This window comes from Halosolutus sp. YCN4 (assembly GCF_059736495.1).
Map to the genome: position 1 here is coordinate 435,353 of NZ_JCASSM010000002.1, position 22,552 is coordinate 457,904.

The 22,552-nt window shown below is 66.7% G+C and carries 26 protein-coding genes and 1 tRNA gene; 11 read left to right on the top strand and 16 right to left on the bottom strand.

What is annotated here, in order from left to right:
- Positions 1-5 precede the first annotated feature (5 nt).
- Positions 6-641, bottom strand: coding sequence for a rubrerythrin family protein (locus tag AC6I6X_RS08325; RefSeq protein ID WP_497930058.1), 636 nt, complete (start codon positions 639-641; stop codon positions 6-8).
- Positions 642-795: 154 nt separating this feature from the next.
- Here AC6I6X_RS08325 and AC6I6X_RS08330 point away from each other — a divergent pair, with 154 nt between their 5' ends.
- Entirely contained in the window at positions 796-1,239 is a 444-nt protein-coding gene (locus tag AC6I6X_RS08330; protein WP_497930059.1) for a DUF2391 domain-containing protein, read from the top strand.
- A 116-nt stretch (positions 1,240-1,355) separates the two neighbouring features.
- Here AC6I6X_RS08330 and AC6I6X_RS08335 read toward each other — a convergent pair whose 3' ends face one another.
- Positions 1,356-1,568 (bottom strand): hypothetical protein, encoded by a 213-nt coding sequence (locus tag AC6I6X_RS08335; RefSeq protein WP_497930060.1) that lies wholly within the window; start codon positions 1,566-1,568, stop codon positions 1,356-1,358.
- 299 nt (positions 1,569-1,867) lie between these two features.
- The gene (locus AC6I6X_RS08340; RefSeq protein ID WP_497930061.1) at positions 1,868-2,737 is read right to left on the bottom strand and encodes a sulfurtransferase; all 870 of its coding nucleotides are present in this window, start codon (positions 2,735-2,737) and stop codon (positions 1,868-1,870) included.
- A 281-nt stretch (positions 2,738-3,018) separates the two neighbouring features.
- Here AC6I6X_RS08340 and AC6I6X_RS08345 point away from each other — a divergent pair, with 281 nt between their 5' ends.
- The 3 genes from AC6I6X_RS08345 to AC6I6X_RS08355 all read left to right on the top strand — a co-directional run bounded on the left by AC6I6X_RS08345 (position 3,019) and on the right by AC6I6X_RS08355 (position 4,531).
- Positions 3,019-3,813 (top strand): sulfurtransferase, encoded by a 795-nt coding sequence (locus tag AC6I6X_RS08345; protein WP_497930062.1) that lies wholly within the window; start codon positions 3,019-3,021, stop codon positions 3,811-3,813.
- 70 nt (positions 3,814-3,883) lie between these two features.
- Complete coding sequence (locus AC6I6X_RS08350; RefSeq protein WP_497930063.1) at positions 3,884-4,240, top strand: DUF7342 family protein; 357 nt, start codon at positions 3,884-3,886, stop codon at positions 4,238-4,240.
- Positions 4,241-4,243: 3 nt separating this feature from the next.
- Entirely contained in the window at positions 4,244-4,531 is a 288-nt protein-coding gene (locus AC6I6X_RS08355) for a DUF7521 family protein (protein WP_497930064.1), read from the top strand.
- 56 nt (positions 4,532-4,587) lie between these two features.
- Here AC6I6X_RS08355 and AC6I6X_RS08360 read toward each other — a convergent pair whose 3' ends face one another.
- The 3 genes from AC6I6X_RS08360 to AC6I6X_RS08370 all read right to left on the bottom strand — a co-directional run bounded on the left by AC6I6X_RS08360 (position 4,588) and on the right by AC6I6X_RS08370 (position 7,287).
- Positions 4,588-5,157, bottom strand: a complete 570-nt coding sequence (locus tag AC6I6X_RS08360) for a DoxX family protein (protein ID WP_497930065.1) — start codon at positions 5,155-5,157, stop codon at positions 4,588-4,590.
- 302 nt (positions 5,158-5,459) lie between these two features.
- Positions 5,460-6,950: a dihydrolipoyl dehydrogenase gene (locus tag AC6I6X_RS08365; RefSeq protein WP_497930066.1), complete on the bottom strand. Its 1,491-nt coding sequence runs from the start codon at positions 6,948-6,950 to the stop codon at positions 5,460-5,462.
- A 109-nt stretch (positions 6,951-7,059) separates the two neighbouring features.
- Positions 7,060-7,287, bottom strand: coding sequence for a type II toxin-antitoxin system HicB family antitoxin (locus tag AC6I6X_RS08370; protein ID WP_497930067.1), 228 nt, complete (start codon positions 7,285-7,287; stop codon positions 7,060-7,062).
- Between the two features lie 202 nt (positions 7,288-7,489).
- On the opposite strand from AC6I6X_RS08370, the gene AC6I6X_RS08375 reads away from it, so the two are divergent.
- Positions 7,490-8,875 carry a signal recognition particle protein Srp54 gene (locus AC6I6X_RS08375; RefSeq protein ID WP_497930068.1) on the top strand — a complete coding sequence of 462 codons (1,386 nt, stop codon included), beginning with the start codon at positions 7,490-7,492 and terminating at the stop codon, positions 8,873-8,875.
- A 44-nt stretch (positions 8,876-8,919) separates the two neighbouring features.
- Here the strand turns inward: AC6I6X_RS08375 and AC6I6X_RS08380 are convergent, their stop codons facing one another.
- The 3 genes from AC6I6X_RS08380 to AC6I6X_RS08390 form a co-directional block, all read right to left on the bottom strand.
- Positions 8,920-9,858: a CBS domain-containing protein gene (locus tag AC6I6X_RS08380; protein ID WP_497930069.1), complete on the bottom strand. Its 939-nt coding sequence runs from the start codon at positions 9,856-9,858 to the stop codon at positions 8,920-8,922.
- Positions 9,859-9,959: 101 nt separating this feature from the next.
- On the bottom strand, positions 9,960-10,373 hold the full coding sequence (locus AC6I6X_RS08385; RefSeq protein WP_497930070.1) for an RNA-binding domain-containing protein: 414 nt from the start codon (positions 10,371-10,373) through the stop codon (positions 9,960-9,962).
- The gene (locus AC6I6X_RS08390; RefSeq protein ID WP_497930071.1) at positions 10,370-10,939 is read right to left on the bottom strand and encodes an AAA family ATPase; all 570 of its coding nucleotides are present in this window, start codon (positions 10,937-10,939) and stop codon (positions 10,370-10,372) included. The genes AC6I6X_RS08385 and AC6I6X_RS08390 overlap by 4 nt, the downstream gene beginning before the upstream one ends.
- A gap of 397 nt (positions 10,940-11,336) precedes the next feature.
- On the opposite strand from AC6I6X_RS08390, the gene AC6I6X_RS08395 reads away from it, so the two are divergent.
- Together AC6I6X_RS08395 and AC6I6X_RS08400 are read left to right on the top strand one after the other, a co-directional pair.
- Positions 11,337-11,708 (top strand): hypothetical protein, encoded by a 372-nt coding sequence (locus AC6I6X_RS08395; RefSeq protein ID WP_497930072.1) that lies wholly within the window; start codon positions 11,337-11,339, stop codon positions 11,706-11,708.
- 149 nt (positions 11,709-11,857) lie between these two features.
- Positions 11,858-11,932, top strand: a tRNA-Arg gene (locus AC6I6X_RS08400).
- A 656-nt stretch (positions 11,933-12,588) separates the two neighbouring features.
- On the opposite strand, the gene AC6I6X_RS08405 is transcribed toward AC6I6X_RS08400, so the two are convergent.
- On the bottom strand, positions 12,589-12,777 hold the full coding sequence (locus AC6I6X_RS08405) for a hypothetical protein (RefSeq protein WP_497930073.1): 189 nt from the start codon (positions 12,775-12,777) through the stop codon (positions 12,589-12,591).
- A gap of 396 nt (positions 12,778-13,173) precedes the next feature.
- Between AC6I6X_RS08405 and AC6I6X_RS08410 the strand changes: the two genes are divergently transcribed.
- The gene (locus tag AC6I6X_RS08410; protein WP_497930074.1) at positions 13,174-14,364 is read left to right on the top strand and encodes a C45 family autoproteolytic acyltransferase/hydrolase; all 1,191 of its coding nucleotides are present in this window, start codon (positions 13,174-13,176) and stop codon (positions 14,362-14,364) included.
- Between the two features lie 15 nt (positions 14,365-14,379).
- On the opposite strand, the gene AC6I6X_RS08415 is transcribed toward AC6I6X_RS08410, so the two are convergent.
- Positions 14,380-15,459 carry a glutamate-cysteine ligase family protein gene (locus tag AC6I6X_RS08415; RefSeq protein WP_497930075.1) on the bottom strand — a complete coding sequence of 360 codons (1,080 nt, stop codon included), beginning with the start codon at positions 15,457-15,459 and terminating at the stop codon, positions 14,380-14,382.
- A 379-nt stretch (positions 15,460-15,838) separates the two neighbouring features.
- On the opposite strand from AC6I6X_RS08415, the gene AC6I6X_RS08420 reads away from it, so the two are divergent.
- Positions 15,839-16,342, top strand: coding sequence for a hypothetical protein (locus AC6I6X_RS08420; protein WP_497930076.1), 504 nt, complete (start codon positions 15,839-15,841; stop codon positions 16,340-16,342).
- Positions 16,343-16,354: 12 nt separating this feature from the next.
- On the opposite strand, the gene AC6I6X_RS08425 is transcribed toward AC6I6X_RS08420, so the two are convergent.
- From AC6I6X_RS08425 to AC6I6X_RS08435, 3 genes are all read right to left on the bottom strand, one after another.
- Entirely contained in the window at positions 16,355-16,771 is a 417-nt protein-coding gene (locus AC6I6X_RS08425; RefSeq protein ID WP_497930077.1) for a universal stress protein, read from the bottom strand.
- Positions 16,772-16,877: 106 nt separating this feature from the next.
- Positions 16,878-17,972, bottom strand: coding sequence for an aminopeptidase (locus AC6I6X_RS08430; RefSeq protein ID WP_497930078.1), 1,095 nt, complete (start codon positions 17,970-17,972; stop codon positions 16,878-16,880).
- Between the two features lie 79 nt (positions 17,973-18,051).
- Complete coding sequence (locus tag AC6I6X_RS08435; RefSeq protein WP_497930079.1) at positions 18,052-19,080, bottom strand: hypothetical protein; 1,029 nt, start codon at positions 19,078-19,080, stop codon at positions 18,052-18,054.
- A 121-nt stretch (positions 19,081-19,201) separates the two neighbouring features.
- On the opposite strand from AC6I6X_RS08435, the gene AC6I6X_RS08440 reads away from it, so the two are divergent.
- A complete protein-coding gene (locus tag AC6I6X_RS08440; RefSeq protein WP_497930080.1) occupies positions 19,202-20,218 on the top strand; it encodes a threonine aldolase family protein in 1,017 nt (338 codons plus the stop codon).
- A 34-nt stretch (positions 20,219-20,252) separates the two neighbouring features.
- Here the strand turns inward: AC6I6X_RS08440 and AC6I6X_RS08445 are convergent, their stop codons facing one another.
- Both AC6I6X_RS08445 and AC6I6X_RS08450 read right to left on the bottom strand, forming a co-directional pair.
- Positions 20,253-20,384 (bottom strand): DUF7859 family protein, encoded by a 132-nt coding sequence (locus AC6I6X_RS08445; RefSeq protein ID WP_265339095.1) that lies wholly within the window; start codon positions 20,382-20,384, stop codon positions 20,253-20,255.
- Between the two features lie 469 nt (positions 20,385-20,853).
- Positions 20,854-21,390, bottom strand: coding sequence for a metallophosphoesterase (locus tag AC6I6X_RS08450; RefSeq protein WP_497930496.1), 537 nt, complete (start codon positions 21,388-21,390; stop codon positions 20,854-20,856).
- A 161-nt stretch (positions 21,391-21,551) separates the two neighbouring features.
- Here AC6I6X_RS08450 and AC6I6X_RS08455 point away from each other — a divergent pair, with 161 nt between their 5' ends.
- A complete protein-coding gene (locus tag AC6I6X_RS08455) occupies positions 21,552-22,505 on the top strand; it encodes a cation diffusion facilitator family transporter (RefSeq protein WP_497930081.1) in 954 nt (317 codons plus the stop codon).
- Positions 22,506-22,552: the final 47 nt, after the last annotated feature.

Here is a 22,552-nt window from a genome sequence, read left to right on the forward strand (position 1 = left end):
CGCGATCAACAGACCGGCTTCGGGTTCGCACCCATCGCCTCGAGGTTCTCAACGTACTCGTCGTAGGCGGCCTCGATCGCGCCGTTCGCGGCCTCGAGCGCCCGCGATTCGTCGTCGTCGCTCTCGCAGACCGTCTCGAGCAGGTCTGCGGCGCGATCGAGTTGCTCGTCCAGGTCGTCGCCGAACTCGCGGAAGACGCCCGCCGTCTGTGGGTCGGCGTCGCCGACGAAGTAGCCGACGACCTGATCCTTCGATCGCTGGCTCGCGAGGATCCGGCCGATCAGCGCGCCGACGCGATCGGCGGTCGCCTCGAGCCCTCGCAGGTACTCGTGGAGTTCGGGGACGGTCTCGGGTTCGTAGGACTCGTCGCCGAGGTGGTCGAGGACGGTCTCGTAGTGGCCGCGTTCCTCCTCGGCCGTCCGCTCGAACGCGTCGCGGGCCGCGTCGTGGTCCTCGTCGTCGGCCCACCCGCTGAAGGTCTGCCAGGCGGCGTGTTCGGCGTCGGCGGTCGCCTCCAGTACGGGCTCGGTGTCGATGTCCCCGCCGGTATCGGCGTAGAGGGACTTCGAGGAACCGAGCCGCGAGAGCGCGGTCTGGTTTTCCTCGCGGACGGTCTCGACGAACGCGTCGGAATCGGTCATGACGGGGCCTTCGACCGGGTCCGAGTTAGGTCTGTCGCGACACCGGTTCGTCGCCGGCGCGGGACTGCCTGCGCGGGGCGCAACGGGTCGTCCTCGCCGGCGGGATCGGTTCCTACCGGTCGGTACTTTACGATCGACTCGAAAGCACCCGTCCATGAGACTACGCCGTCCGCGCCGGCCGCGCCAGTTTCGCCCGGCCGACTCCGCCCAGCAGATCGTCGGCGGCTTCCTGCTCGCCGGCCCCTTCGTCGTGACCGAGGAGGTCTGGACGCTGGCAGATAGCATGAGCATCTTCCAGGCGATGGCGACGATCGTCGTCGTCTCCGCGATCGGCTACGGCGCTCTGTACGCGGCCGACACGACCCGCGATCCGGACGTCGAGCAGGAGGTCGCCGGCGTGCCGATCCGGTTCATCTCGCTGCTGTGCGTCTCGTTCGGTTCGGTGCTCACCCTCGCGCTCCTGTTCGACGCCCCCGACACGTTCATCGACGAAACCGCGACGACCGAAATAGTGCGGATCACGTTCAACGCGATCAGCGTCGGTTCGGTGTTCAGCATCGTCGGCGCGGCGACGGCCGACAGCGTCTTTTCGAAGTGATCGGTCCGGTTGCAACCGGCGTCGAGGGACGGAGTCGAAACGGGGCTCTCGGCTCCGGAGGACGCGATTCGCGGTGACCGTCGCCGACCTCGCCCCCGAAACACGCTACGAGTCCGTCAACGCTCGCGTCCCACGAGCAATCCGAGAAACAGGACGATTGCGGCGACGAGTATCATTAGGAGCAACGTCTCCGAGACGAGCCGTATCGACGCGGGACCGATCTCTCCGACGCTGACGAATCCCGCCGCGAGCACGACGATCCCGAACCCGAGCAGTTGGTTCGTCAGTTTTCGACTGGCGATCCACGATTCGTCGGCGTCGTTGCCCATCGTGTTCGCGACGTGACTCGATCGCAATAACGGTTCCGAGTACTCACGGTAGTTCACGAACCCCGTTCGTCGTGTTCACTCGGCCTCGCCCTGCTCTGCGGCTCCCTGCCGGTCGCCGCTTCGCCTCGAGGCTGACTCCGTCGCTTCGCTCAGTCGTCCGCATCGCCCTGCTCGCGGGTCACGTTCGTTCCCCGCTCGCTACTTCGAGGCCTCGTTCGCTTCGCTCACTCGGCCTCGCCCTGCTTCGCGGGTCGGCTATGCTTCCCCGCTCCGCTACGAAGCCGACTCCGTCGCTACGCTCAGTCGTCGGCTTCGCCCTTCTCGATCGGCGCGTTGACCAGGTTCCCCCACTCGGTCCAGGAGCCGTCGTAGTTGACGGCGTCCTCGTAGCCGAGCAGTTCGTGGAGCGCGAACCAGGCGACGGACGATCGCTCGCCGATGCGGCAGTAGGCGACCGTCGTCTCGTCGCCGTCGATGCCTTCCTCGGCGTAGAGTTCCTCGAGTTCCTCGCGGGACTTGAAGGTGCCGTCGTCGTTCGTCACGGCGGCCCACGAGATGTTCTTCGCACCCGGGATGTGGCCGCCGCGCTGGGCGGTCTCCTGCAGGCCCGGCGGGGCGAGGATCTCGCCGGTGAACTCCTCGGGCGATCGGACGTCCACGAGCGGGACGCCGCGCTCGAGCGCGTTCTCGACGTCCTCGCGGTAGGCGCGGATGCTCTCGCGCGGGCCGGCGGCCTCGTACTCGACTTCGGAGAAGTCGGGTTCCTCGTCGGTCGTCGGGTAGTCGTTCTCGAGCCAGTACTCGCGGCCGCCGTCGAGAAGGTAGACGTCGTCGTGGCCGTAGTACTTGAACTGCCAGTAGGTGTAGGCGGCGAACCAGTTGGAGTTGTCCCCGTAGAGGACGACGGTTGAGTCCTCGCTGATGCCGTGGCTCCCGAGCAGGTCCTCAAAGTCCTCCTTCGAGAGGATGTCGCGGGTGGTCTGGTCCTGCAGTTGGGTCTCCCAGTTGAACCCGATCGCGCCGGGGGCGTGTTCCTCCTCGTAGGCTTCCGTGTCGACGTCGACCTCGACCAGTCGGTGGGCGGGGTCGTCGCTCTCGAACTCGTCGAGGTGCTCCTCGACCCAGTCGGCCGTGACGAGTACGTCGTTGGCGTAGTCGTTCGTTGCCATACTGGTATCGTCGACAGCCAGGCCTTTAGTGCCACCCCAACCGGTCAATTCGGTCGACGGTCGATCGTTCCGGCTACCATTGCCGGTAATTCGCCCGGCCGATCGCACTACCCTCCCATAGCGGACTGCTCTGGCTCGATTTTAGATACTCCCGTCGTGTGTCGGGTCGCCGACGCCGATCGCCCCGCCGAGATGCGGAAAGGATTGCCACTATCTCGGGACGTCGGGGAGACGTGCCGGGATCGGTGCGTTCTCGGCGCTGCGCCGACACCGTCGATCCGATGGACGAATCCGTCGTCGTCGCTCCCGACTGGCTCGCCGATCGACTGGACGATCCGCAGGTACGCGTCGTGGACGTACGCGACGCCTGGGAGTTCGGCGGCATCGGGCACGTTCCCGGGGCCGTGAACGTCCCCTTCGACAGCTATCGCGACGAGACCAGCGACGATCCGGGAACCTTGCCGGGCGCGGACGCTTTCGGCGCCCTGCTCTCGGAGGCGGGGATCGAACGGGACGACACGATCGTCGCCTACGACGACACCCACGGCGTCTTCGCGGCCCGGTTCGTCGTCACCGCGCAGGCGTACGGTCACGACGACGTGCGCCTCCTCGACGGCGACTTCAGCGCGTGGAGCCGCGAACACGAGACGACGAGCGAGACACCGACGATCGAACCGACCGACTACCGGGCCGACCCGTTCGATTTCGCCGAGAGCCCGCTGGTCGATCGGGAGGCCGTCGAGGCGGCGATCGACCGGGGCGCCGTGCTGGTCGACACCCGCGAGCGCGACGAGTTCGCCGAGGCCCACCTGCCCGGTGCGGTCCGGTTCGACTGGCGCGAGGTCGTCGACGACAACACCCGCCGCCTGAAACCCGAATCGGAACTCGAGACCCTGCTGGCCGACCACGGGATCACGCCCGATCGCGAGATCGTTCTCTACTGTAACACCGCCCGCCGGATCAGTCACACCTACGTGGTCCTGCGAGCGCTGGGCTACGAGAACGTGGCCTTCTACGAGGGGAGTCTGACGGAATGGCTGGCGAGCGACGGTGCGGTCGAGACCGGCGCGGAGTGAGGACGACCCAATGACTCAAAAGGGTGTGCTGTGAACTGCGGGGGTACGGATGTTACTCGATGGTCCGTCGGTGGACGACTCCCCCGACCCCGAACGCGTCATTAGTGCGCTGGACGACGACGCGTGCCGAGAGATCGTCGCTGCACTCGACGAGCCGATGACCGTCAGCCGGATCTCGGACGAAGCCGAGGTCCCCCTCTCGACGGCCTACAAGAAACTCGATCGGCTGACCGAGGCGTCGCTGGTGGCCGAACGAACGCAGCTCAGGCCGGGCGGCCACCACCGGTCCCGGTACGTGACCCGGTTCGAACGGGTCGCCGTCGAACTCGACGAGGACCGGCAGTTCCGGGTCGACATCGAGCGGCCGGTCTCGGAACCGGAGCACCAGCTCGTGGACATGTGGTCGGCGGTTCGCCACGAGACGTAAGCCATGGGTCCGAGCATCGAAGTCACGACGGCCGTCGTCGCGCTGAAGACGATCACACTCGCGCTCGGCGGCGTCATCACCTACTTCGCGTACCGGGCGTACCGGCAGACGGATGCCCGCCCGATCGGCGCGCTCGCGATCGGATTCGGCTTCGTGACGCTGGGCGCGCTGCTGGCTGGCCTCGCCAACCAGGCGTACGGAATCGAAGGGGACCTCGTCGTCCTCATCGAGAGTTCGCTCACGGTCGTCGGGTTCGGGATCATCGTCTACTCGCTGTACGCCGACTGGTGACGCGATCGATCGGAGACGAAAAGCGGGAGAAAACAGCGGGCCCGGGTCAGCCGGGCTCAGCCGAGGACGTAGTCGAGCCGGGGGTACTTTTCGATCAGCGGAACGCCGTCGATCTCGTACCGCTCGATGAGCGCGTCCAGCCCGAGGATCCGGCCGGCGCCGAAGGCGGCGACGGCGAGGAAGACGAGCAGGTACGCGAAGTCACCGTTGATCATGCCGTGTTCGACGGACCAGTTCGCGAAGTAGAACATGGTCATCATCATCGCGCCGAAGAACGCCGCGAGGCGAACCATTGCGCCGACGATGAGGCCCAGTCCGATCGCGACCTGTCCGAACGGAACGGCGATGTTCACGAACTCGACGAACCAGGGGGTCGTTCCCATCCACGTGAACATCCCGATCAGGGGCGACGCCTCGTTGACGCCGTAGAGCAGGTATCCCTGGGCGGAGAACGGCTCCGCGGCCAGGAGTTTGCTCAGACCGGCGTTGAGGAAGGCGATCCCCATCATCATCCGGAGCGCGAGGACGAACCACGCACTCAGGCTGTGGGCCCGTCCTCGAACCGTAACGCCGCCGATCTTGCTCTCGAACACGTTCGCACCGACAGTCATCTTCTCAGTTGCCATGTGATCTTCACCTACTTCTACAGACGGCTGACGAGGCTATATAAATAAACGATTATTCTCCATTTCAGAGAATCCGTTCTCACGGGCTAACGACCCGTGTAACGACGAATTACGATGCAACGCTCCGTGGGGAATGGCTTATAAATCGACCGGTCGAACTGGGTCACGGTTCAACGACAGTTCGGGTTCCCGAACCGATCGATCCTCTTTGGGCCATCCGAACTGCCGGTACCGGCGTCACCGATCGCTCGACCGTCGCTCGCACGCCGCTCACCCGCCGTTCACCTGCCGCTCACACGTCGCTACCTGTCGTTCACGTCCCGCCAGTCCGGGGCCGTCGAGTAGGGCCGATCGGCGGCCTCGTCGAACGCTTTCAGTACGACCTCGTTCAGCGCCGGGTGGACGTGGACCGTCTCGGCGACGTCGTCGACCGTTCCCGACCCGCGTTCCATCGCGACGACCACCTCGTGGAGCAGCGAGGCCGCGTCCGGACCGACGACGTGACAGCCCAGAATCTCGCCGTCCGGTCCCGCGAGGACCTTGACGAACCCGTCCCCGGCCTCGAGGATGAGCCCTTTTGGCGCGGCGTCGTACGTGACGATCGTCGACTCGTACGGGCGTTCCGCGTCGGCGAGTTCGCGCTCCGTCCGCCCGACGCTCCCGACCTGCGGCGAGGTAAAGATCGCGTGGGGCATGGCCGCGTAGTCGACCGCTCGATCGGCGTCGTCGAGGATATTCGCCGAGACGATCTCGGCCTCGTAATCCGCGGCGTGTTTGAACGGTTGGGCGGCGAGGACGTCACCGAGCGCCCAGACGTTCGCGGCGGTCGTCGCGAGCGTCTCGTCGACCTCGACGTGGCCCTCGTCGTCGGTTTCGACGCCCGCGGCGTCGAGATCGAGCGCGTCGGTGTTCGGCCGCCGTCCCGTCGCGAGCAGGAGATCGTCGGCCGACAGTTCGACCTGCTCGTCCCCGTCGCCGGTCGGGGCCGCGATCACGTCGACTCGATCGCCGTCAGCCTGGACCTCGGCCGCCTCGTAGCCGGTGTACAGATCGCAGTCGGTGCGAAGCGACTCGGTCACGACCTCGCTCACGTCGTCGTCTTCGCCCGGTACGAGCCGATCGCTCCGGCCGACGATCGAGACGTCGGTACCCAACGCGGCGAAGAAGTAGCCGAGTTCGGCGCCGATGTAGCCGCCGCCGACGATCACGAGGTCGTCCGGCCGCTCGTCGAGGAAGAGCGCGTCGTCGCTCGTCAGGAAGTCGACGTCGTCGATGTCGTCGATCGGCGGGACCGTCGGACGGCCGCCGACCGCGACGACGACGTGCTCACCGCGGATCTCGCTGGGGTCGTCCTCGTTCGCCGTCCTGCCGGAATCCGCCTCTCTCGTCGTCTCGCCGGCGTCGTCCTCGCCCCCGTCCGGATCGATCGCGAGGGTCCGATCGTCGACGAACCGGGCCTCGCCGCGGTAGAGCGTGACGTTCTCGGCCTCGCGCAGGTTCCGTTCTCTCCGATCGGCCTTGGCGTAAACTGTCTCGCGGATCGACGACGTGACCGCGCCGTAGTCGACGCCGTCGAGGGTGGCTTCGACGCCGAACCGATCGGCGCGGCGGATCGTGTCGACGACGTCGGCGCGGTGGAGCAACGCCTTCGAGGGGACACAGCCACGGGTGATACAGGCTCCGCCGAGCGGGCCGCGTTCGATCACGGCCGCCTCGAGGCCCCGGTCAGCCGCGGCGGTCGCGACCTGACTGCCGGAACCGCCGCCGACCACGACGATGTCGTACGCGTCCATACGGGCCTCGTCCACGGACGGCCGCGTAAAATTGCAGCCTGCTATTCGAACCTCGTCGGCCCCGGTTTCGAGCTCACATGGCGAAAAAACCCGCAGCGAGCGCTCGCCTTCAGAGCCAGTCGTCGCCGGGGTCGTCGTCCGTCGCCTCCCGGTAGGATTCGACCGCCGCTGCGAGGTTCGCGAGGGCCTCTTCGGGCGTCTGGCCCTGGCTCGAGACGCCGGTCACCTCGTCGTCGGCGATGTGGAGGCCGTGCTCGTTCTCGCGCATCGTCACGTCAGCGTCCGCGAGCGCTTCGTACTCGCTCGGATCGGCACCCGCGTCTCCCTCGGACGTCATACGAGCGACTTGGTGGTCCGCGGGTGAAATACTCTCCGACGCCGATCGGACGGTTCGACGACGGCCGACCGGCGAGCGGGACGACGTTCGGATCTGGTCGCCGGCCGGCGACGGCGAACGCCTTTCGATCGGTCCCGATCCCGTCGATCGAACTGCGGGCCGAGAAAAAGCCTTTAACGCCGCCGACTCGTAGAGCCCGCAAATGGTACTCGACGATCTCGGGAGTTCTCTGCGGGGCACGCTCGACAAACTCCGCGGGAAGTCCCGCATCAGCGAGGAAGACATCGAGGAGATCGTCAAGGAGATCCAGCGATCGCTGCTCTCCGCCGACGTCGACGTCTCGCTCGTGATGGAGCTGTCGGACAGCATCAAGGAACGCGCCCTAGAGGAGGAGCCGCCGGCCGGGACGCCGGCGCGGGACTTCGTCCTCCGGATCGTCTACGAGGAACTGGTCGACCTCATCGGGGAATCGACCGACCTCCCGCTCGAGGAGCAGACGATCCTGCTGGCGGGTCTGCAGGGGTCAGGGAAGACGACCTCCGCCGCGAAGATGGCGTGGTGGTTCTCGACGAAGGGGCTTCGACCCGCGGTCATCCAGACCGACACCTTCCGACCCGGCGCCTACGACCAGGCAAAGGAGATGACAGAGCGCGCGGAGGTCGACTTCTACGGGAACCCCGACGCCGAGGACCCGGTCGAGATCGCCCGGACGGGGCTCGAGGAGACCAGCGAGGCCGACGTCCACATCGTGGACACCGCCGGTCGCCACGCCCTGGAGGACGACCTGATCGACGAGATCGAGCAGATCGAGGGCGTCGTCGAGCCCGACACGTCCCTGCTCGTGCTGGACGCCGCGATCGGTCAGGGCGCGAAAGAGCAGGCCCAGCAGTTCGACGAGTCGATCGGGATTGACGGCGTCGTCATCACCAAACTCGACGGTACCGCGAAGGGTGGTGGCGCGCTGACCGCCGTGGATCAGACGGATTCGTCGATCGCCTTTCTCGGGACCGGCGAGGAGGTCCAGGACGTCGAGCGGTTCGAACCCGACGGCTTCATCTCGCGGCTCCTCGGCATGGGCGATCTCTCCCAGCTCGCAGAGCGCGTCGAGCGCGCCATGCAGGAGACCGAGATCGAGGAGGACGACTGGGACCCCGAGGACATGCTCCAGGGCCAGTTCACCCTGAACGACATGCAAAAGCAGATGGAGGCGATGAACAACATGGGGCCGCTCGACCAGGTGATGGACATGATCCCCGGCTTCGGCGGCGGGATCAAAGACCAGTTGCCGGACGACGCGATGGACGTCACCCAGGAGCGGATGCGCACCTTCAGCGTCATCATGGACTCGATGACGGAGGCCGAGAAGGAGTACCCCAAGGCGATCGGCGCGAGCCAGATCGAACGCATCGCCCGCGGGTCGGGCACCAGCGAGGACGAGGTCCGGGAACTCCTCCAGCAGTACAAGATGATGGAACGCACGATCAAGCAGTTCCAGGGGATGGGTTCGGACAAGGAGATGCAGCGGATGATGAAACAGATGCAACAGCAGGGCGGCGGTGGCGGCATGGGCGGTATGGGCCCGTTCTGAGGACCCCCGATCGCGTTCGGCCTCGCTGACTGTTCGTCGTGAGGTCAGGCCGTCGTCGCGCCGCGTTCGAGGGCCGATTCCGGCGGGAGTTCGTCGACGAGCACGACGGCGTCGCCTTCGAGGACGGTCGTCCCGTCCCCGGCGTGGACGGTCGTTTCGATCCGGTACTTGCTACCGCCGAGCGCGTCGACGACCTCACAGACGGCCGTCACGCGATCGCCGATCGGGAGGGGTGCTAGAAAGCTGCTCTCCTGTGAGAGGTAGATCGTCAGGCCGGGCAGCCGCGCGAGCGCCGCGCTGATCAGGCCGTTGGCGAGGACGCCGTGGACGATCCGTCTCCCGAAGCGGGTTTCGGCGGCGTAGGCCCTGTCGAGGTGGAGTCGGTTCGTGTCGCCGGTAACCTCGGCGAAGGCCTCGACGTCGTCCTCGGAGAGTGGCTTCGAGAACCGAGCGACGTCGCCGACCGCGACGGTCGTCTCGTCGTCGCCGCGGTATTCGAACTCCCAGTCGTCGCGCTCGTACTGGGTGTCGGTCCGGACCCACCGTCGCGGCTTCTCGGTCCCGAGGCCGCCGGTCCGGTGGGCCAGGTGGGGCACGTAGTAGGTTAGTTCGGTCGTCGTGAGAACGCCGACGAGGTCGCCGCCCTCGGTCGAGTCGGCTTCGTCGACGACCGGGAGGTGTTCGATGTCGCTGGCCCGCAGGCGCTCGACGGCGTCGACGATCGACGTGTCGGGGTCGATCGTCACGAGCGGGGTCGACATCACGTCGGCCAGTTCGACGGCCTCGAGGTGGTCACGTTCACAGAGGGACTCGAGGAAGTCGCCCTCGGTGACGATCCCGCGGGGCGTGCCGTCGCGCGTGACGACGACCGAACTCACTTCCTCGTCGCGCATCAGCGTCGCCGCCCGCGTCGCTGTCGCATCCGGCGGCGCCGTGACGACGTCGGTGACCATGATCTCGGAGACGGGGATCGTGTCGTGCATCGCGGGCAGCGTACGCTGCCGGAGGCCATTATCCCCCGGGCTGCGCTGGTGGAACGAGTGCGCGTCGCGAGATCGACCGCGAGGAGGCTTCGCGGGTGCCGTCAGCCGTCGATCGGGCGGCCGTCTTCCGTCGGCGGGGCGATGTGGTCGACGTACTCCTCGACGGTGGGTTCTTCGACGCGGACGCGGACGCTGATCTCGCCGAGTTCGTCGGGTTCGCCGACCGAGAAGTTGACGCGGTCCTCGAAGGCCGCCTGTTTCTTCAGGGCGAAGGAGAACGTGTCCCCGTCGCGGTTCGCGAAGAACTCGCCGCGGGCGGTGTCGAGGATCTCCTGGCGGTGGAGCAGGTCGGAAAAGTGATCCAGCGCGTGGGCCTCGGCCCTGATCTCGCCGAACTCCTCGTCGATCTCGGCGTTCGGGAAGATGTTCGCGACCGCGTCCACGACGCGACTCGTCACCTCGGTGTCGTAGACGGGGGCCGTGATCTCGACGTCGACCCGGTAGATCTCGCTCATCGGTGGCTCACCTCTCGATCGACGTCCTCGCGAACGATGGCCCGGATGCGATCGTGGAAGGTCTCGAGCGCGTCCGTGTTCTCGACGACCACGTCGGCGCGGTCCATCGCGTCGTCCATCCCGAATCCGCGCTCGCGCTCGTCGCGGGCGGCGAGGGGTTCGCCGCCGTCGTCCTCGCTCGCGTCCCGGCCCCGGGCGTCGATCCGCTCGGCGCGGACCTCGAAGGGGGCCTCGATGCTGACCAGCGTGAAGTCGTCGCCGAACCGCTCCTCGAAGACGTCGACCTCGACGCCGGAGCGGATGCCGTCGACCAGCACCGTCTCGTGGTCCCCGAGTCGATCCTCGATCATCGGGAGCGAGCGCTCGGCGATCGCCGCCGGCCCGTTCTCGTCGCGCAGGGCCTGCGCGACCTTCCCGTGATCTTTCTCCGGTTCGAGGCCTCGATCGGCGGTCTCCTGGCGGACGACGTCGCCCATCGTCACGACCGGGATGCCCTCCTCGCGTGCGACGGTCGCGGCCTCTCCTTTCCCGCTGCCGGGAAGCCCCACCGTTCCGATGACGTGCATCGGGAGTGGATACAGGCGACGCCTGCATAAGGACTGTGTTCGTCGGTCGAGCGAGAGCTACCCCCGTTTCCCGTCCGCTAAGCCCGTTTCAGCTAGTGCAACTGCGGTAGGGCCCCTGTACCGACGCCGATCCCGGGGTCGTGGGCCCCGATCGGACGGGTTCGCGACGCCGACGCGATCGATCCCCGACCCCTCGTGCCGCCGGAATCGGAGCGGGACGGGCGGCAGCCGGACCGCGTTCGCGGGGGTATTCGTTGTTCGACCGGAAACAGTAGCCGCGTTCGCAACGATCGGGCGTCGCGATCGGCCGATCGATAATTCGTCTGAATTCGAGACCGGTTTTCGAAACGGACTGTCCACATTATTGGCTACTCCCCGGTCGCTTCGGGTGCACGCTATGACAGACAGACTCCTCGACAGGCGCCGGTTCACCAAGGTCGCCGGCGCCGGTGTAGTCGCTGCGATTGCCGGCTGTATGGACGACGAGAACGCAGACGATCCGTCGGGTGGCGATTCCGAGGATGGCGACCCCGTCGGCGGCGAAGACGACGCGAGCGGCGACGATGGGATGGGCGACAACGAGACGGACGACGGGTTCGGAGACGACAACGAAACCGACGACGGATTCGGAGACGACAACGAAACCGACGACGGATTCGGAGACGACAACGAAACCGACGACGGCGGAATCGGCGACGACGGGAATGAAACCGACGACGAAAACGCGACGGACGACGAGACGGACGACACCGACGATTCCGGCGCGTAACGATCGTCGTCCCGGACGCGTCGATGTTGCGCAGTGACGCCATCTTCGGCCGTGCCATCCCCGGCCGCTACCTCGCTGTGTCGCGCCACGGGTCGCATCGGCCCGAAATCCACACTGCTTATGCTGATCGATCGTTGATTCGTATCCGAGGGCACGTAGCTCAGTCCGGATAGAGCGTCGGACTTCTAATCCGACGGTCGTGGGTTCGAATCCCATCGTGCCCGTTGCTCCGGCGAACGACGGTGAGCCGTGAGTAGCGACGCACGCGGGATTCGAATCAGACCGGGGTTCTGCGCTTCGCGCAGGTTCTCGGGCGTGGTTCGAATCCCATCGTGCCCGTTCGACCATTGTCTGTTTCGAACTGCTATCCAGAGTCCCGCATCGATCTCTCTACTGGCGATATTCGGTCGATTACCGCGTAGCGACTCGTCCTGAGAATCGCGACTTCGTTCACCGGTTGAACGCACCCCTTTGCAGGTCGGCGGCCGACGGGTGTCGTCCACGTCCGCGGACCGCGCCCTTCGAGGGTGGATAAACGGGCGATCGCAGTGGTCGCGAGCGACGCGGTTCACCTGAGTCGTCGGAAGTCCTCCGACCCACAGGAACAGGTCGCAGTTCCGATCGGTCGGATGGTCCCGTTCAGGAGTTCTTTCGCTGCGTACACGGACTCGCAGTGGACACACACGGCCACAGCACGACGATGGTCGTGCATGACGATCACCCACCCGACGAATGGTCGGACGGCACTTCAAACGTTGTGGCGACGATCCTGTTCGTCACCGGCGAGAGACGGTCGTCGATCGTGACACTGGGTCGGTCGAGCGGCCGGCGGATGCGACGATCGGGACGGTTGCCGTTTCGTAGACGACGTTTGCGTCGATTAGCCCCAGAACGAGGCGTTTCCCAGACAGTAGAACAGCGCCACCCAGCCGAGGAACAGGCCGGCAATCACGACCAGGAAATCCGCCATACACGTCCCCAGAACGGCGCAGTAGCCGATACCGATCGTGAGCAACAGCAACGAACTCCCGAACAGGATGTGACACCGGCGTTCGACCCGTGGGTCCATATCCGTTCTATTCACGATCGGGCGTAAAGGCCTATCTCGTGACAGGAGGAGTTTCACGGAACCCGAGCGAACCGATCGCGTCGTGACAGGGGACGGTGACGACGGGTCGCGACCGCCCAGTTGACAACCGACAGTACTCTGGATCGTTAGTTTAATGGCGCTCTGAGCGGTACAATGGGCCGTCGGCAGAGCCTATCGACGGCATCACAGGGGGACTGGTTGGGGGACACAGTCGACATCGCCACCCCCGCTGCCGACCGCGTACACCCATCACCGTTTTCCTCCCGCGGCCGTTCGGCACTGACCTGATTCGACGATCGGATCCGCCACGATCCACACCCGGTCGTTTGTCAGTACAGGCAGACGATACAACCCGATCGAGCCGTTCGGTCGGGTATGGACGAACCCGACGTCGACACGAGTCCGGACCCGAACGGGGAACCGATTCCAGCGGTCGAGTCGTTCGCCGCGCAGGCGCGTCGCCGAGCCGAGACCGAGCGCGAGGCCGTCGAGTGGGCGATCGACGAACTCGAATCCCAGATCGCCGCACGCGACGTCGACCTCGAGCCGCTGCTCGAGTACGCCGAGGAGAGCCAGTCGAGTCTCCCGGATCGGCACCGACGCGCGTACGAGACGATGGCCGACATCTTCGACGTCGATCGCGACCTGTATGCAGTGTACGCGCTCGCCTACTCTGACCTGTGCGAAGAATTGGCCGAGGGTGACGGCCGATCGGAGCGCCACCCGAACGGATGTACGAACGCCCTCGTCTCGCCGGCGGCCGCCGACGCGACCGGCTCGCTCGTGCTCAAAAATCGCGACATCGCGGGTCGAGGGACGCGCCCGAAGTCGATCGTCGAACAGCCCCCGATCGACGACTACTACGGGTTCCTGACGGTCGACACCTGCGGGACCGTCATGGTGTTCAAGGGGGTCAACGATCGCGGACTGGTCGCGGCCAACACCTACATCGACGCCAACCCGGAGGAACTCGACCCGGGCGAGCAACTCCGGAACGGGGCCGCGATTCGGCGGCTTCTGGAGGAGTGTGCCTCCGTCGAGGAGGCCCGATCCCTGCTCGAGTCGCATCCGACGCGCCGGCTGATGGCCCAGACGCTGTTCCTGGCCGACGGGACGGACGCCGCGTTGCTCGAGGTCGATCCTGCGGCCGAACGGATCGCCGTCGACGACGATCGGCTGGTCGTCCGGACGAACCACTTCGTGGACGGGGCCTCGACCGTGACGGAGAGTTCGAAACGGCGACGCGATCGGGCCAGGGCGCTGCTCGCAGGTGAGAGCGGGGGCCGACTCGATCGGGACGACCTGTGGGCCGTCGCGGCGGATCACGCGAACGGCCCCGGCGACGACTCGATCTGTCGCCACCCGGAACCCGAGACGGACGAACCCCACGCGTTCGGTCAGTTGACCACGGCCAGCGCGGCGGTCTTCGAGGGTGGATCGCCGGAGATCGAGGTCGTGATGGGCAACCCGTGCGAACGCGATCGGACGCGGGTGTCGTTCGGCGAGGCCGTCCCGCCCGCGTTCCGGACGGGACGGCGGTGGCTCGATCGGGTTCGCGCCAGGTAGCGACGGTTCGCGTCCTCAGGCGCGGGCGACGTGCCGGGTGAGGTCCGCCTCGAGCCGATCGGCTGCTCGGAGCCGCAACCGGCGGGCCCGGCGCTTCGAGAGCCGCTCGTCGGGATGTCGATCGGCGAGCGGGTCGTAGTCCGCCGGCGTAATGTCGAACGCTCGCAGATAGTCACGAACGGCCGGATCGGCGAGTCCGTCGTGAATGGCGGCGTCGGTGGTCCGATCGACCGTCTCGAACGAGGGGAGTGACACGGCATCGTCGCTCGGCGCCGCGTCAGCCCCGGCGACGACCGTGCCGCGATCGGTTGCGTCGGTGACGATCGATCGAACGTCGCCGGCGAGTCGGAGGATCTCGCTCGGCAGGGCTGCATCGGGCGATCGCCACTCGACCGTCGGGAACGCGTCCCGTAGCCGGACCGGCGTCCAGACCGCGTCGTAGGGGTCGAATTCCGCGTCGAACGTCGCCTCGTCGACGCCTCGATCGAGGGCACGCTCGCGGAAGCCGTCGTAGGCCGTTTCGAGTCGGTTCTCCCATTCGTCGACGCTGGAGACGTAGGGCCAGAGCTGGCCCTGCTCGGGACAGGTCTCGTAACAACAGCGTCGATAGAGGTAGGGCCGGGCGCACGCGAGGAGTCGCTCGCCCCGGTAGTGCGAGGCGCTGTTGACGAGGGCGAACGCGGGATCGATCGCGGTCAGCGCGTTGAGCTGGTCGACGACGTTAGAGTGTTCGAAGTGGACGTGCGTCCCGGCACAGACGCGTGCGTCGTCGAACGCCCGCCCGACGATGCGCCGCTGCAGGTCGGTCCCGGCTTTCTCGCGGTACGGAATCTCCGCAGGTGAGGCGTTGAGCGGTGTCGCCAGCGGAACGAGCCGTTTGTCCTGCTGTCGTGCCGCGTCGACGACCCGACTGATCCGATCGACGAACTCCGCGCGGAGTTCGGCCATGGACGAACAGGGCGTGGTCTTGATTTCTACCATCGGCTCGACGAACTCGGGATCGACGTGATCGGAGACGTCGAGCAGTGTTTCGGGCGGTACCAGATCACCGCCGTCGTCGACGACCCAGTACTCTACTTCGAGGCTAATTTTCATGGGGGTGGCTCCGTTGGACTGCGGGCGTCGCGTGGCCCTCGGGCGAGCCGTCACCGGACCAGTACTCCCAGGCGCGACACCGGACGACCGTCTCGGCTGGCGGATACTGTTCGTCCGTCGGAGACGATCGGGCGGTGTCGTCCATCGCCGCTGCCCGCCGAAATCGTGGTAGGCAGGTGCGACGTGAAGCGGTTGAGCCTGCGTGCGCCGGTTGTGTTCCCGCGGAACGGTCAGATTCCGCTGACGGAACGCTTCGATTCCCGGCTATCGGTACGGAATGGCAGGGGACTTTCGTAGCGTTTCGGGAGGTGCTTCGGACGGTTCGCGACCGGTCACGGAAGCCGGTAACTTATGTCTCTCAACGCCCTACGGCCACGCAATGGCCGCACACGAAACGGGCAGACGGCGTTTTCTCTCCGGGGTGAGTGCGACGCTGGGCGTCGCCCTCGTAACCGGCTGTCTGGGCGAGACGGACGACGGCGAGGAGAGCCCCGAACCCGTCGTCGACGCCGCGGAGTCGCTCGAGGGGGATACCGATCCCGAGGCGTGGGCCGACGTCGAGTCGCTCCGGTTCGACGGCTGGGTCGGCGGCTGGGTCGGCGTCGAGCCAGAACCGATCGCGGACGTCGAGAACCCGACGCTGGTGCTCGTCGAGGGCCGCGAGTACGAGGTCACGTGGGAGAACATGGACGGCGTCCACCACAACTTCGCGTTCTGGGACGGCGATCACGACGTGGTCAACGACTACTCGACCCCCGGAACCGACGTTCAGGGGGAGACGGAGTCGCTCAAATTCGAGGCGACGACCGAGATGGAAACCTACCGCTGTGAGTACCAGCAGGCCCGACAGCGCGGGGACGTCGTCCTGATCGATCCCGAGTAATCTCGCAGCCGTTCAGCGAACGACGGTTACCGGAACGGGGGCCCGGCGAACGATCTTCTCGGCGACGCTTCCGAGCAAGACCCGCGAGACGCCCGATCGGCCGTGGTTGCCGACGATGATGAGGTCGACGTCGTGATCCTCGGCGTACCGAACGACCTCGCGGGCGGGATTCCCGACGGCGATCTCGGTCCGGAAGTCGACGTCGTCGGCACCGGCGAGGTCCGTGACCTCCTCCTGAAAGTCCTCGGAGACCTCTTCCTTTCGTTTCCCGAAGAACTCCTTCGCGAGTTCGATTCCCGCGCCCGTCGACCCGTCGGCCGCTTCGACGACGCGGAGCAGAACGATCTCCTCGTCCGCATACTCGCTGAACGCTCGCTCTGCCGCCTTCTGTGCTGGCGCGGAACCGTCGTACGCGACGAGTACTACCATACGGGAGCTACCCAGTCCGGATTGATAAACCCAGACGGTAGCGCGGCGATCGAGTCCGGAGCCGAACTGCGATTCCCGCCCGCTCGCGTCCGTTCGCAAACCGTCGCTACTCTTCGAATCCGTCCTCGAACCTAAAGGTCCCATCGCGCTGGACGACCTCGCCGTCGACCTCGATGAACGAATCGTCGCTCATGTCGACGATCATGTCGACGTGGACGGCGGAGTCGTTTGCCTCGTTGCCCTCGCCGACAGTATCGTCGTAGGCCCGGCCGACGGCCATGTGGACGGTGTCGCCCATCTTCTCGTCGAACAGCATGTTGTAGGTGAACTGGTCGATGTCGCGGTTCATCCCGATCCCCAGTTCGCCCAGTCGGCGGGCTCCGTCGTCCGTGTTCAGGACTTCGGTCAGGACGTCCTCGTTCTTCGCCGCCGAGTGCTGGACGACCTCGCCGCCCTCGAACTCGAGGTAGACGTCGGTGATCTCCCGGCCCTGGTGGTACAGCGGCATGTCGAACAACACCTCGCCCTCGACGCTGTCGGGCTGGGGCGCGGTGAAGACCTCGCCGCCGGGGAGGTTGTGCTCTCCGTGGTCGTTGATCGTCGGGTTGCCGTCGATCGACATCGTCACGTCGGTCGTGTCGCCGCTCTTGATGCGGATCTCCTCCGCGGGGTCCATGAGGTCGACCATGTGCTCCTGGTGCTCGCGCTGGGCGTCCCAGTCCTTGTTGACGGCGTCCCAGACGAAGTTCTCGTACCCCTCCGTGCTCATCTCCGCGAGCTGGGCGTTCGCCGGCGCGGGGAACTGCGTGAGACACCAGCGCTTCGAGAGCCGTTCTTCCAGGATCGGCCGCTGGGCCTGCTGGTAGGCCGACTGGGTCTCGGGATCGACGTCGCTGGTCTGGGTGACGTTGTCCGTCGCGCGGATGGCGATGTAGACGTCCGTGTTCTCGATGAGCGCGAGTTCGTGCTCGGGCGTCTCGTACTCGTCGTCCCCGGCGCGGAGATACGCCCGCTGCTGGCGTTTCCCGGTGCGCTGGCTCGTCGTGATCGGGTTCGCCCCTCGATCGCCGATCACCTCGTGGAGCGCGACGACAAGGTCCTCGGCGACGGGATGGGCGTCGACGACGACGTTGTCCCCCTCCTCGAGGTCGACCGAGTGGTTGGCGATGATCTCGGCGTGTTCGCGGATGCGCGGGTCCATGTGTCGCAAATTCTGCCACCGCAGTCATACCATTTTCGAATCGAAATGTCACGGTCGATCGCGTCGGGATGGTGTGCCGTCACTGCGCCGCGTTCGGTGTCGACTCGACCAGGTCCCGCAGGAACGACACCGTCGCGGCGGTCAACACCAGCGAGAGCGGTACTGCGAGGGTCAGTGCGAACAGAAAGCCGCCGGGGCCGGCACTGACTAGCAGGGAGAGGACGATCGACGACAGGACCGCGACGGCGACGTGCGAGAGGCCGAACGTGAGGTACGCACCCCCGCTCACCGCGAACCCGTACGACCGGCGGAACGCCTCGACGAACGGTGCATCCGCGACGACGAACAGGAACGGTGCGGCGTAGAAGAGGTAGCCGATCACGACGACGACGGGAAGCGCGAGGACGATCACGACCGGCGAGACCAGCGCGAACGGCGCGAGCAACAGTATCGCACCGAAGGCGAGGAGGTTGTACAGGCCGAATCGGAGCGCGTACTCGCGGGCGCACGACGCGACCGCCGCCGGTTCGCCGCGGAGTCGTCGATCGAGTCCGCCGACGTAGACCGCCGCGAGTACCGACGCGATCGCGACGTACGCGAGAATCGCGACCAGAATCCACGCGCCGACGGCGGGACCGACGCTATCGAGGGGGATTCCGAGGCCGTCGAGTGGTGTCTCGATGGGGACGCCGGTCCCGGTCGTGCCGGTCGAACCGGTCGGGTCGGCGAACGGATCACCGCCTGGCTGCGAGTCGTCGCCGACGGCGGGCCGTCGGTGCGAGACGGACGGCGCGGGTGAATCCACGAGGGTCCACAGATCGAGGAGCGGCGACGGGAAGGCGAACTTGACGTTGATCGAGACGCCGCTGGCCGGATCGAGCGCCCGCCGGACCTTCCCGACCTGGAACAGGGAGGTCAGTAATGGCACCAGCGCGAACGGCAGTAATGCGTCGATCCGATCGGTGACGCGAGAGACGTGCCAGGGGAACGAGTGAGGCGACGAGTCGTCCGGATCACCTGCGGTCGTCGGCGCGCCTCCCGGATCGCCCGGAGGTGGCGGCGAGTCGCCGTCCGACCCGTCGCGGGGCTCGGGAGTATCTGGGACCATACATCAGAAAATAAATCGGTTGCAGTTGTACCCTTCGGTCGATCGCGTCGGTCGCCGGCGATCGCGCGTTCGATTCCCGAAGAACGACACCGTTAGGGCGATGCCGGAACCACCTCTCGCCATGATCGATCTGCGATCGGACACGGTAACGAAACCCGACGAGGCGATGCGCGAGGCGGCCGCCGATGCCGACGTCGGCGACGACGTCTACGGCGAGGATCCCACGGTGACCGAACTCGAGGCCCGCGCGGCCGAGGCTGTCGGGATGGAGGCCGCGCTGTACGTGCCCAGTGGGACGATGGGCAACCAGATCGCGGCGCGGGTCCACACCGATCGGGGCCAGGAGGTGCTGGCCGACCGCAAGAGCCACGTCGTGAAGTACGAACTCGGCGGCTTCGCCCAGCACGCCGACCTGCAGGTCCGGATGCTCGACGCCGATCGGGGCGTCCCGACCCCCGATCAGGTGGCGGCGGGCGTCGTCGAGGAAGACCTCCACCGGCCCGGAACCGGCCTGCTCTGTCTCGAGAACACCCACAACGCCCGCGGCGGCCTCGCGATCGAACCCGACGCGATCGCCGCCGCGGCGGAGGCGGCCCACGATCGGGACGTGCCGGTCCACCTCGACGGGGCGCGACTGTTCAACGCGGCGACGGCGCTGGACGTGCCCGCGACCGAGATCACGGCACCGGTCGACTCCGTCATGTTCTGTCTCTCGAAGGGGCTCGGGGCCCCGATCGGGTCCGTGCTCGCGGGGTCGAGCGAGTTCGTCGAGCGGGCCCGCCGGACGCGGAAACTGTTCGGCGGCGGGATGCGACAGGCCGGGATCGTCGCCGCTCCCGGGCTACGGGCCCTCGAGAACGTCGACGACCTCGCGATCGATCACGAGAACGCCCGTCGACTCGCGACCGGCCTCGCGGACGTTCCGGGCGTCGCGGTTCAGGAACCCGAGACGAACATCGTCTTCGCCGACGTCTCGGAGGTGGGCCTCGAGACGGAGACGGTGGTCGATCGACTCCGCGAGCGGGACGTGCTGGCGAACCCGATGGGGCCGTCGACGATCCGCTTTTGCACCCACAGGGACGTTTCGCGCGAGGACGTCGATCGCGCGCTCGAACGGATCGAGGCGGCGGTCGTCTGACGCCTGGCTGTGCCTGCCTAGATACAGTACCCCCTCACCGTCCGCGCATCCCGTCCCGGAACTCCAGCACGGTCCGGCGGATGAGCAGGTACAAGAAGAAGATCAGCGCCAGCAGGATCAGGACGATCGCGATAATGACGGGATCGTCGGGAATGAAGCCCAGCATACGACGCGGCTACACTGTCGGCGCGCAAAACCGTTTCGACGTCGATCGTCGCCGGGTTTTACAGTGAACGGATCGGTCCGGTACGGCGGCCTGGGCCCGCTCGTCGGGATCGAAACGACGCGCCGTTTTCGGGGCCGCGTTCGTCGCTAAAATCGTTTTTTCACCTTACGCTGACTATAATGCCCGGTGGGACGTAGCCATACGTGCGTCTCGAACGTCGCCCCCGACGACTTCGAGACCACTGCTGGTCCCCGATCACCTTCCACCCGCCTTCCCCCCACTCTCGGTCCGGCGCGATCGGCCACCCCACCGCCGTCGCGTCGGCACCTGATCCACCCGGTCCCCGCTGACGCGACGGTCCCCTCCGGTGTCGAGATACCACCACTTCCGCTCGTTCGATACCGTCGCCATCCCGCCGTGACGATACTCGCCCTCTTCCCGGCCCCTTTTTCGACACCGTCTGTCGTCGCTACGCCCGCGGTCGGACCTCGAACGATTCGATAACTGTCCCGTCCGGCTCGCGGAGTTCGCCCGCGAGCCTCGAGTCGTCCGTGGGCCCGTCCGCCGGGCGCTCCTCGAGGACGGCGAAGCCCGGCCGATTCCCGCGCGGCTGGGCGTGACTGCCCGGGTTCACCAGGAGCACGTCGTCCGTCTCGACGACCGTCGGCCGGTGGCTGTGGCCCGAGACGACGACGTCGGCGTCCCGCGATCGGCCGAACATCGCCAGTCCGGTCGCGCCGCCGTCGCGTCGGTGGGTCACCGCGAATCGAGCGCCGCCCGCTTCGACGACCCGCGCAGGGGGCAGCCGGTCCCGGACCGCCGCGCTGTCGGCGTTGCCGTGGACGGCGTAGAGGGTGTCACACTCCTCCTGGAACGCCGCCAGTGCCGTCGAACTGGTGAAGTCGCCGGCGTGGATCACGGTGTCGGCCTCCCGTGCGGCGGTCAGGGCTTCTCCGTCGAGCCGATGGCCCCCCTCGCTGTGCGTGTCCGAGAAGATCGCGATCATGGCGGTGAGTTCGATCGCGAGGAGGACGACACTTTCGACCTGCGGTCGGCGATCGCCTGTCCGACGCTCGTTCCGGGACCGCGCGCTCCGGCGGCCGCGATCTCTGCGCGAGACGTCACGGTCACCCAACCTTTTGACCCCCTTGGGCGTATCTGTCGCCGATGGCAAGTAGCACCTCCGTCGTTCTCGCCGCGCTGTTCGCCAACGGCGCGATCGCGATTCTCAAGTTCGGCGGCTTCCTGCTCACCGGGAGCCCCGCGATGCTGTCGGAGACGTACCACTCGATCTCGGACACGGGCAACCAGATCTTCCTGCTGGTTGGAATCAAGTACGGTGCACAGGAGGCCACCCGGAGCCACCCGTTCGGCCACGGGAAGGCGCAGTTCTTCTACAGCTTGCTCGTGAGCGTCATGCTGTTCGGTATCGCCGGCTGGGAGAGCGCCCGCCACGGCTACAGCGCACTGCGAGAGGGCGGCGTCCACCGGGCCAGCGAGGACGTCACGCTGCTCGGCGCGACGTTCGACCCGGTGTACGTCAACTACGCCGTGTTGCTCGGCGCGATCGCCTTCGAGTCCTACGCGCTCTGGAAGGCCTACCAGGGGATGAGCCGCCAGATGGACGAGCACGGCTGGGAGACGTTCCGGGAGGCCTTCCGCAAGACCAGCGACGTGACCATCCTGACCGCGCTCACCGAGGACACGATCGCGCTCGCCGGTGCCGGGATCGCCCTCTTCGGGATCTACCTCACCCGGACGACCGGGAACCCGACGTACGACGCCGGTGCCGCGCTCGTCATCGGTATCATGCTCATGGGCTTTGCGCTCGCGCTCGCCTGGGAGAACAAGCGACTCATCCTCGGCGAGAGCCTCCCGAAGGCCGACGAGGACGAACTTCGACGGATCGTCGCCGACCGGGACGGCGTCGCCGAACTCGTCGACTTCCGGACGGTCTACTTCGGCGCCGAACAGTTGCTCGTCACCGCCGACGTGCGGTTCGATCCCGATCTCGACGCCGAGACGATCGACGAGCGCATCACCGAGATCGAACTCGCGTTGATGGACCACGACGACCAGATTCAGAAGATCTACCTCGAACCCGAAACCCTGACGCCGTAGCCGTCTCGTGTACTATTCGACCGAATCGCGTTTTCGCCCTTACCGTC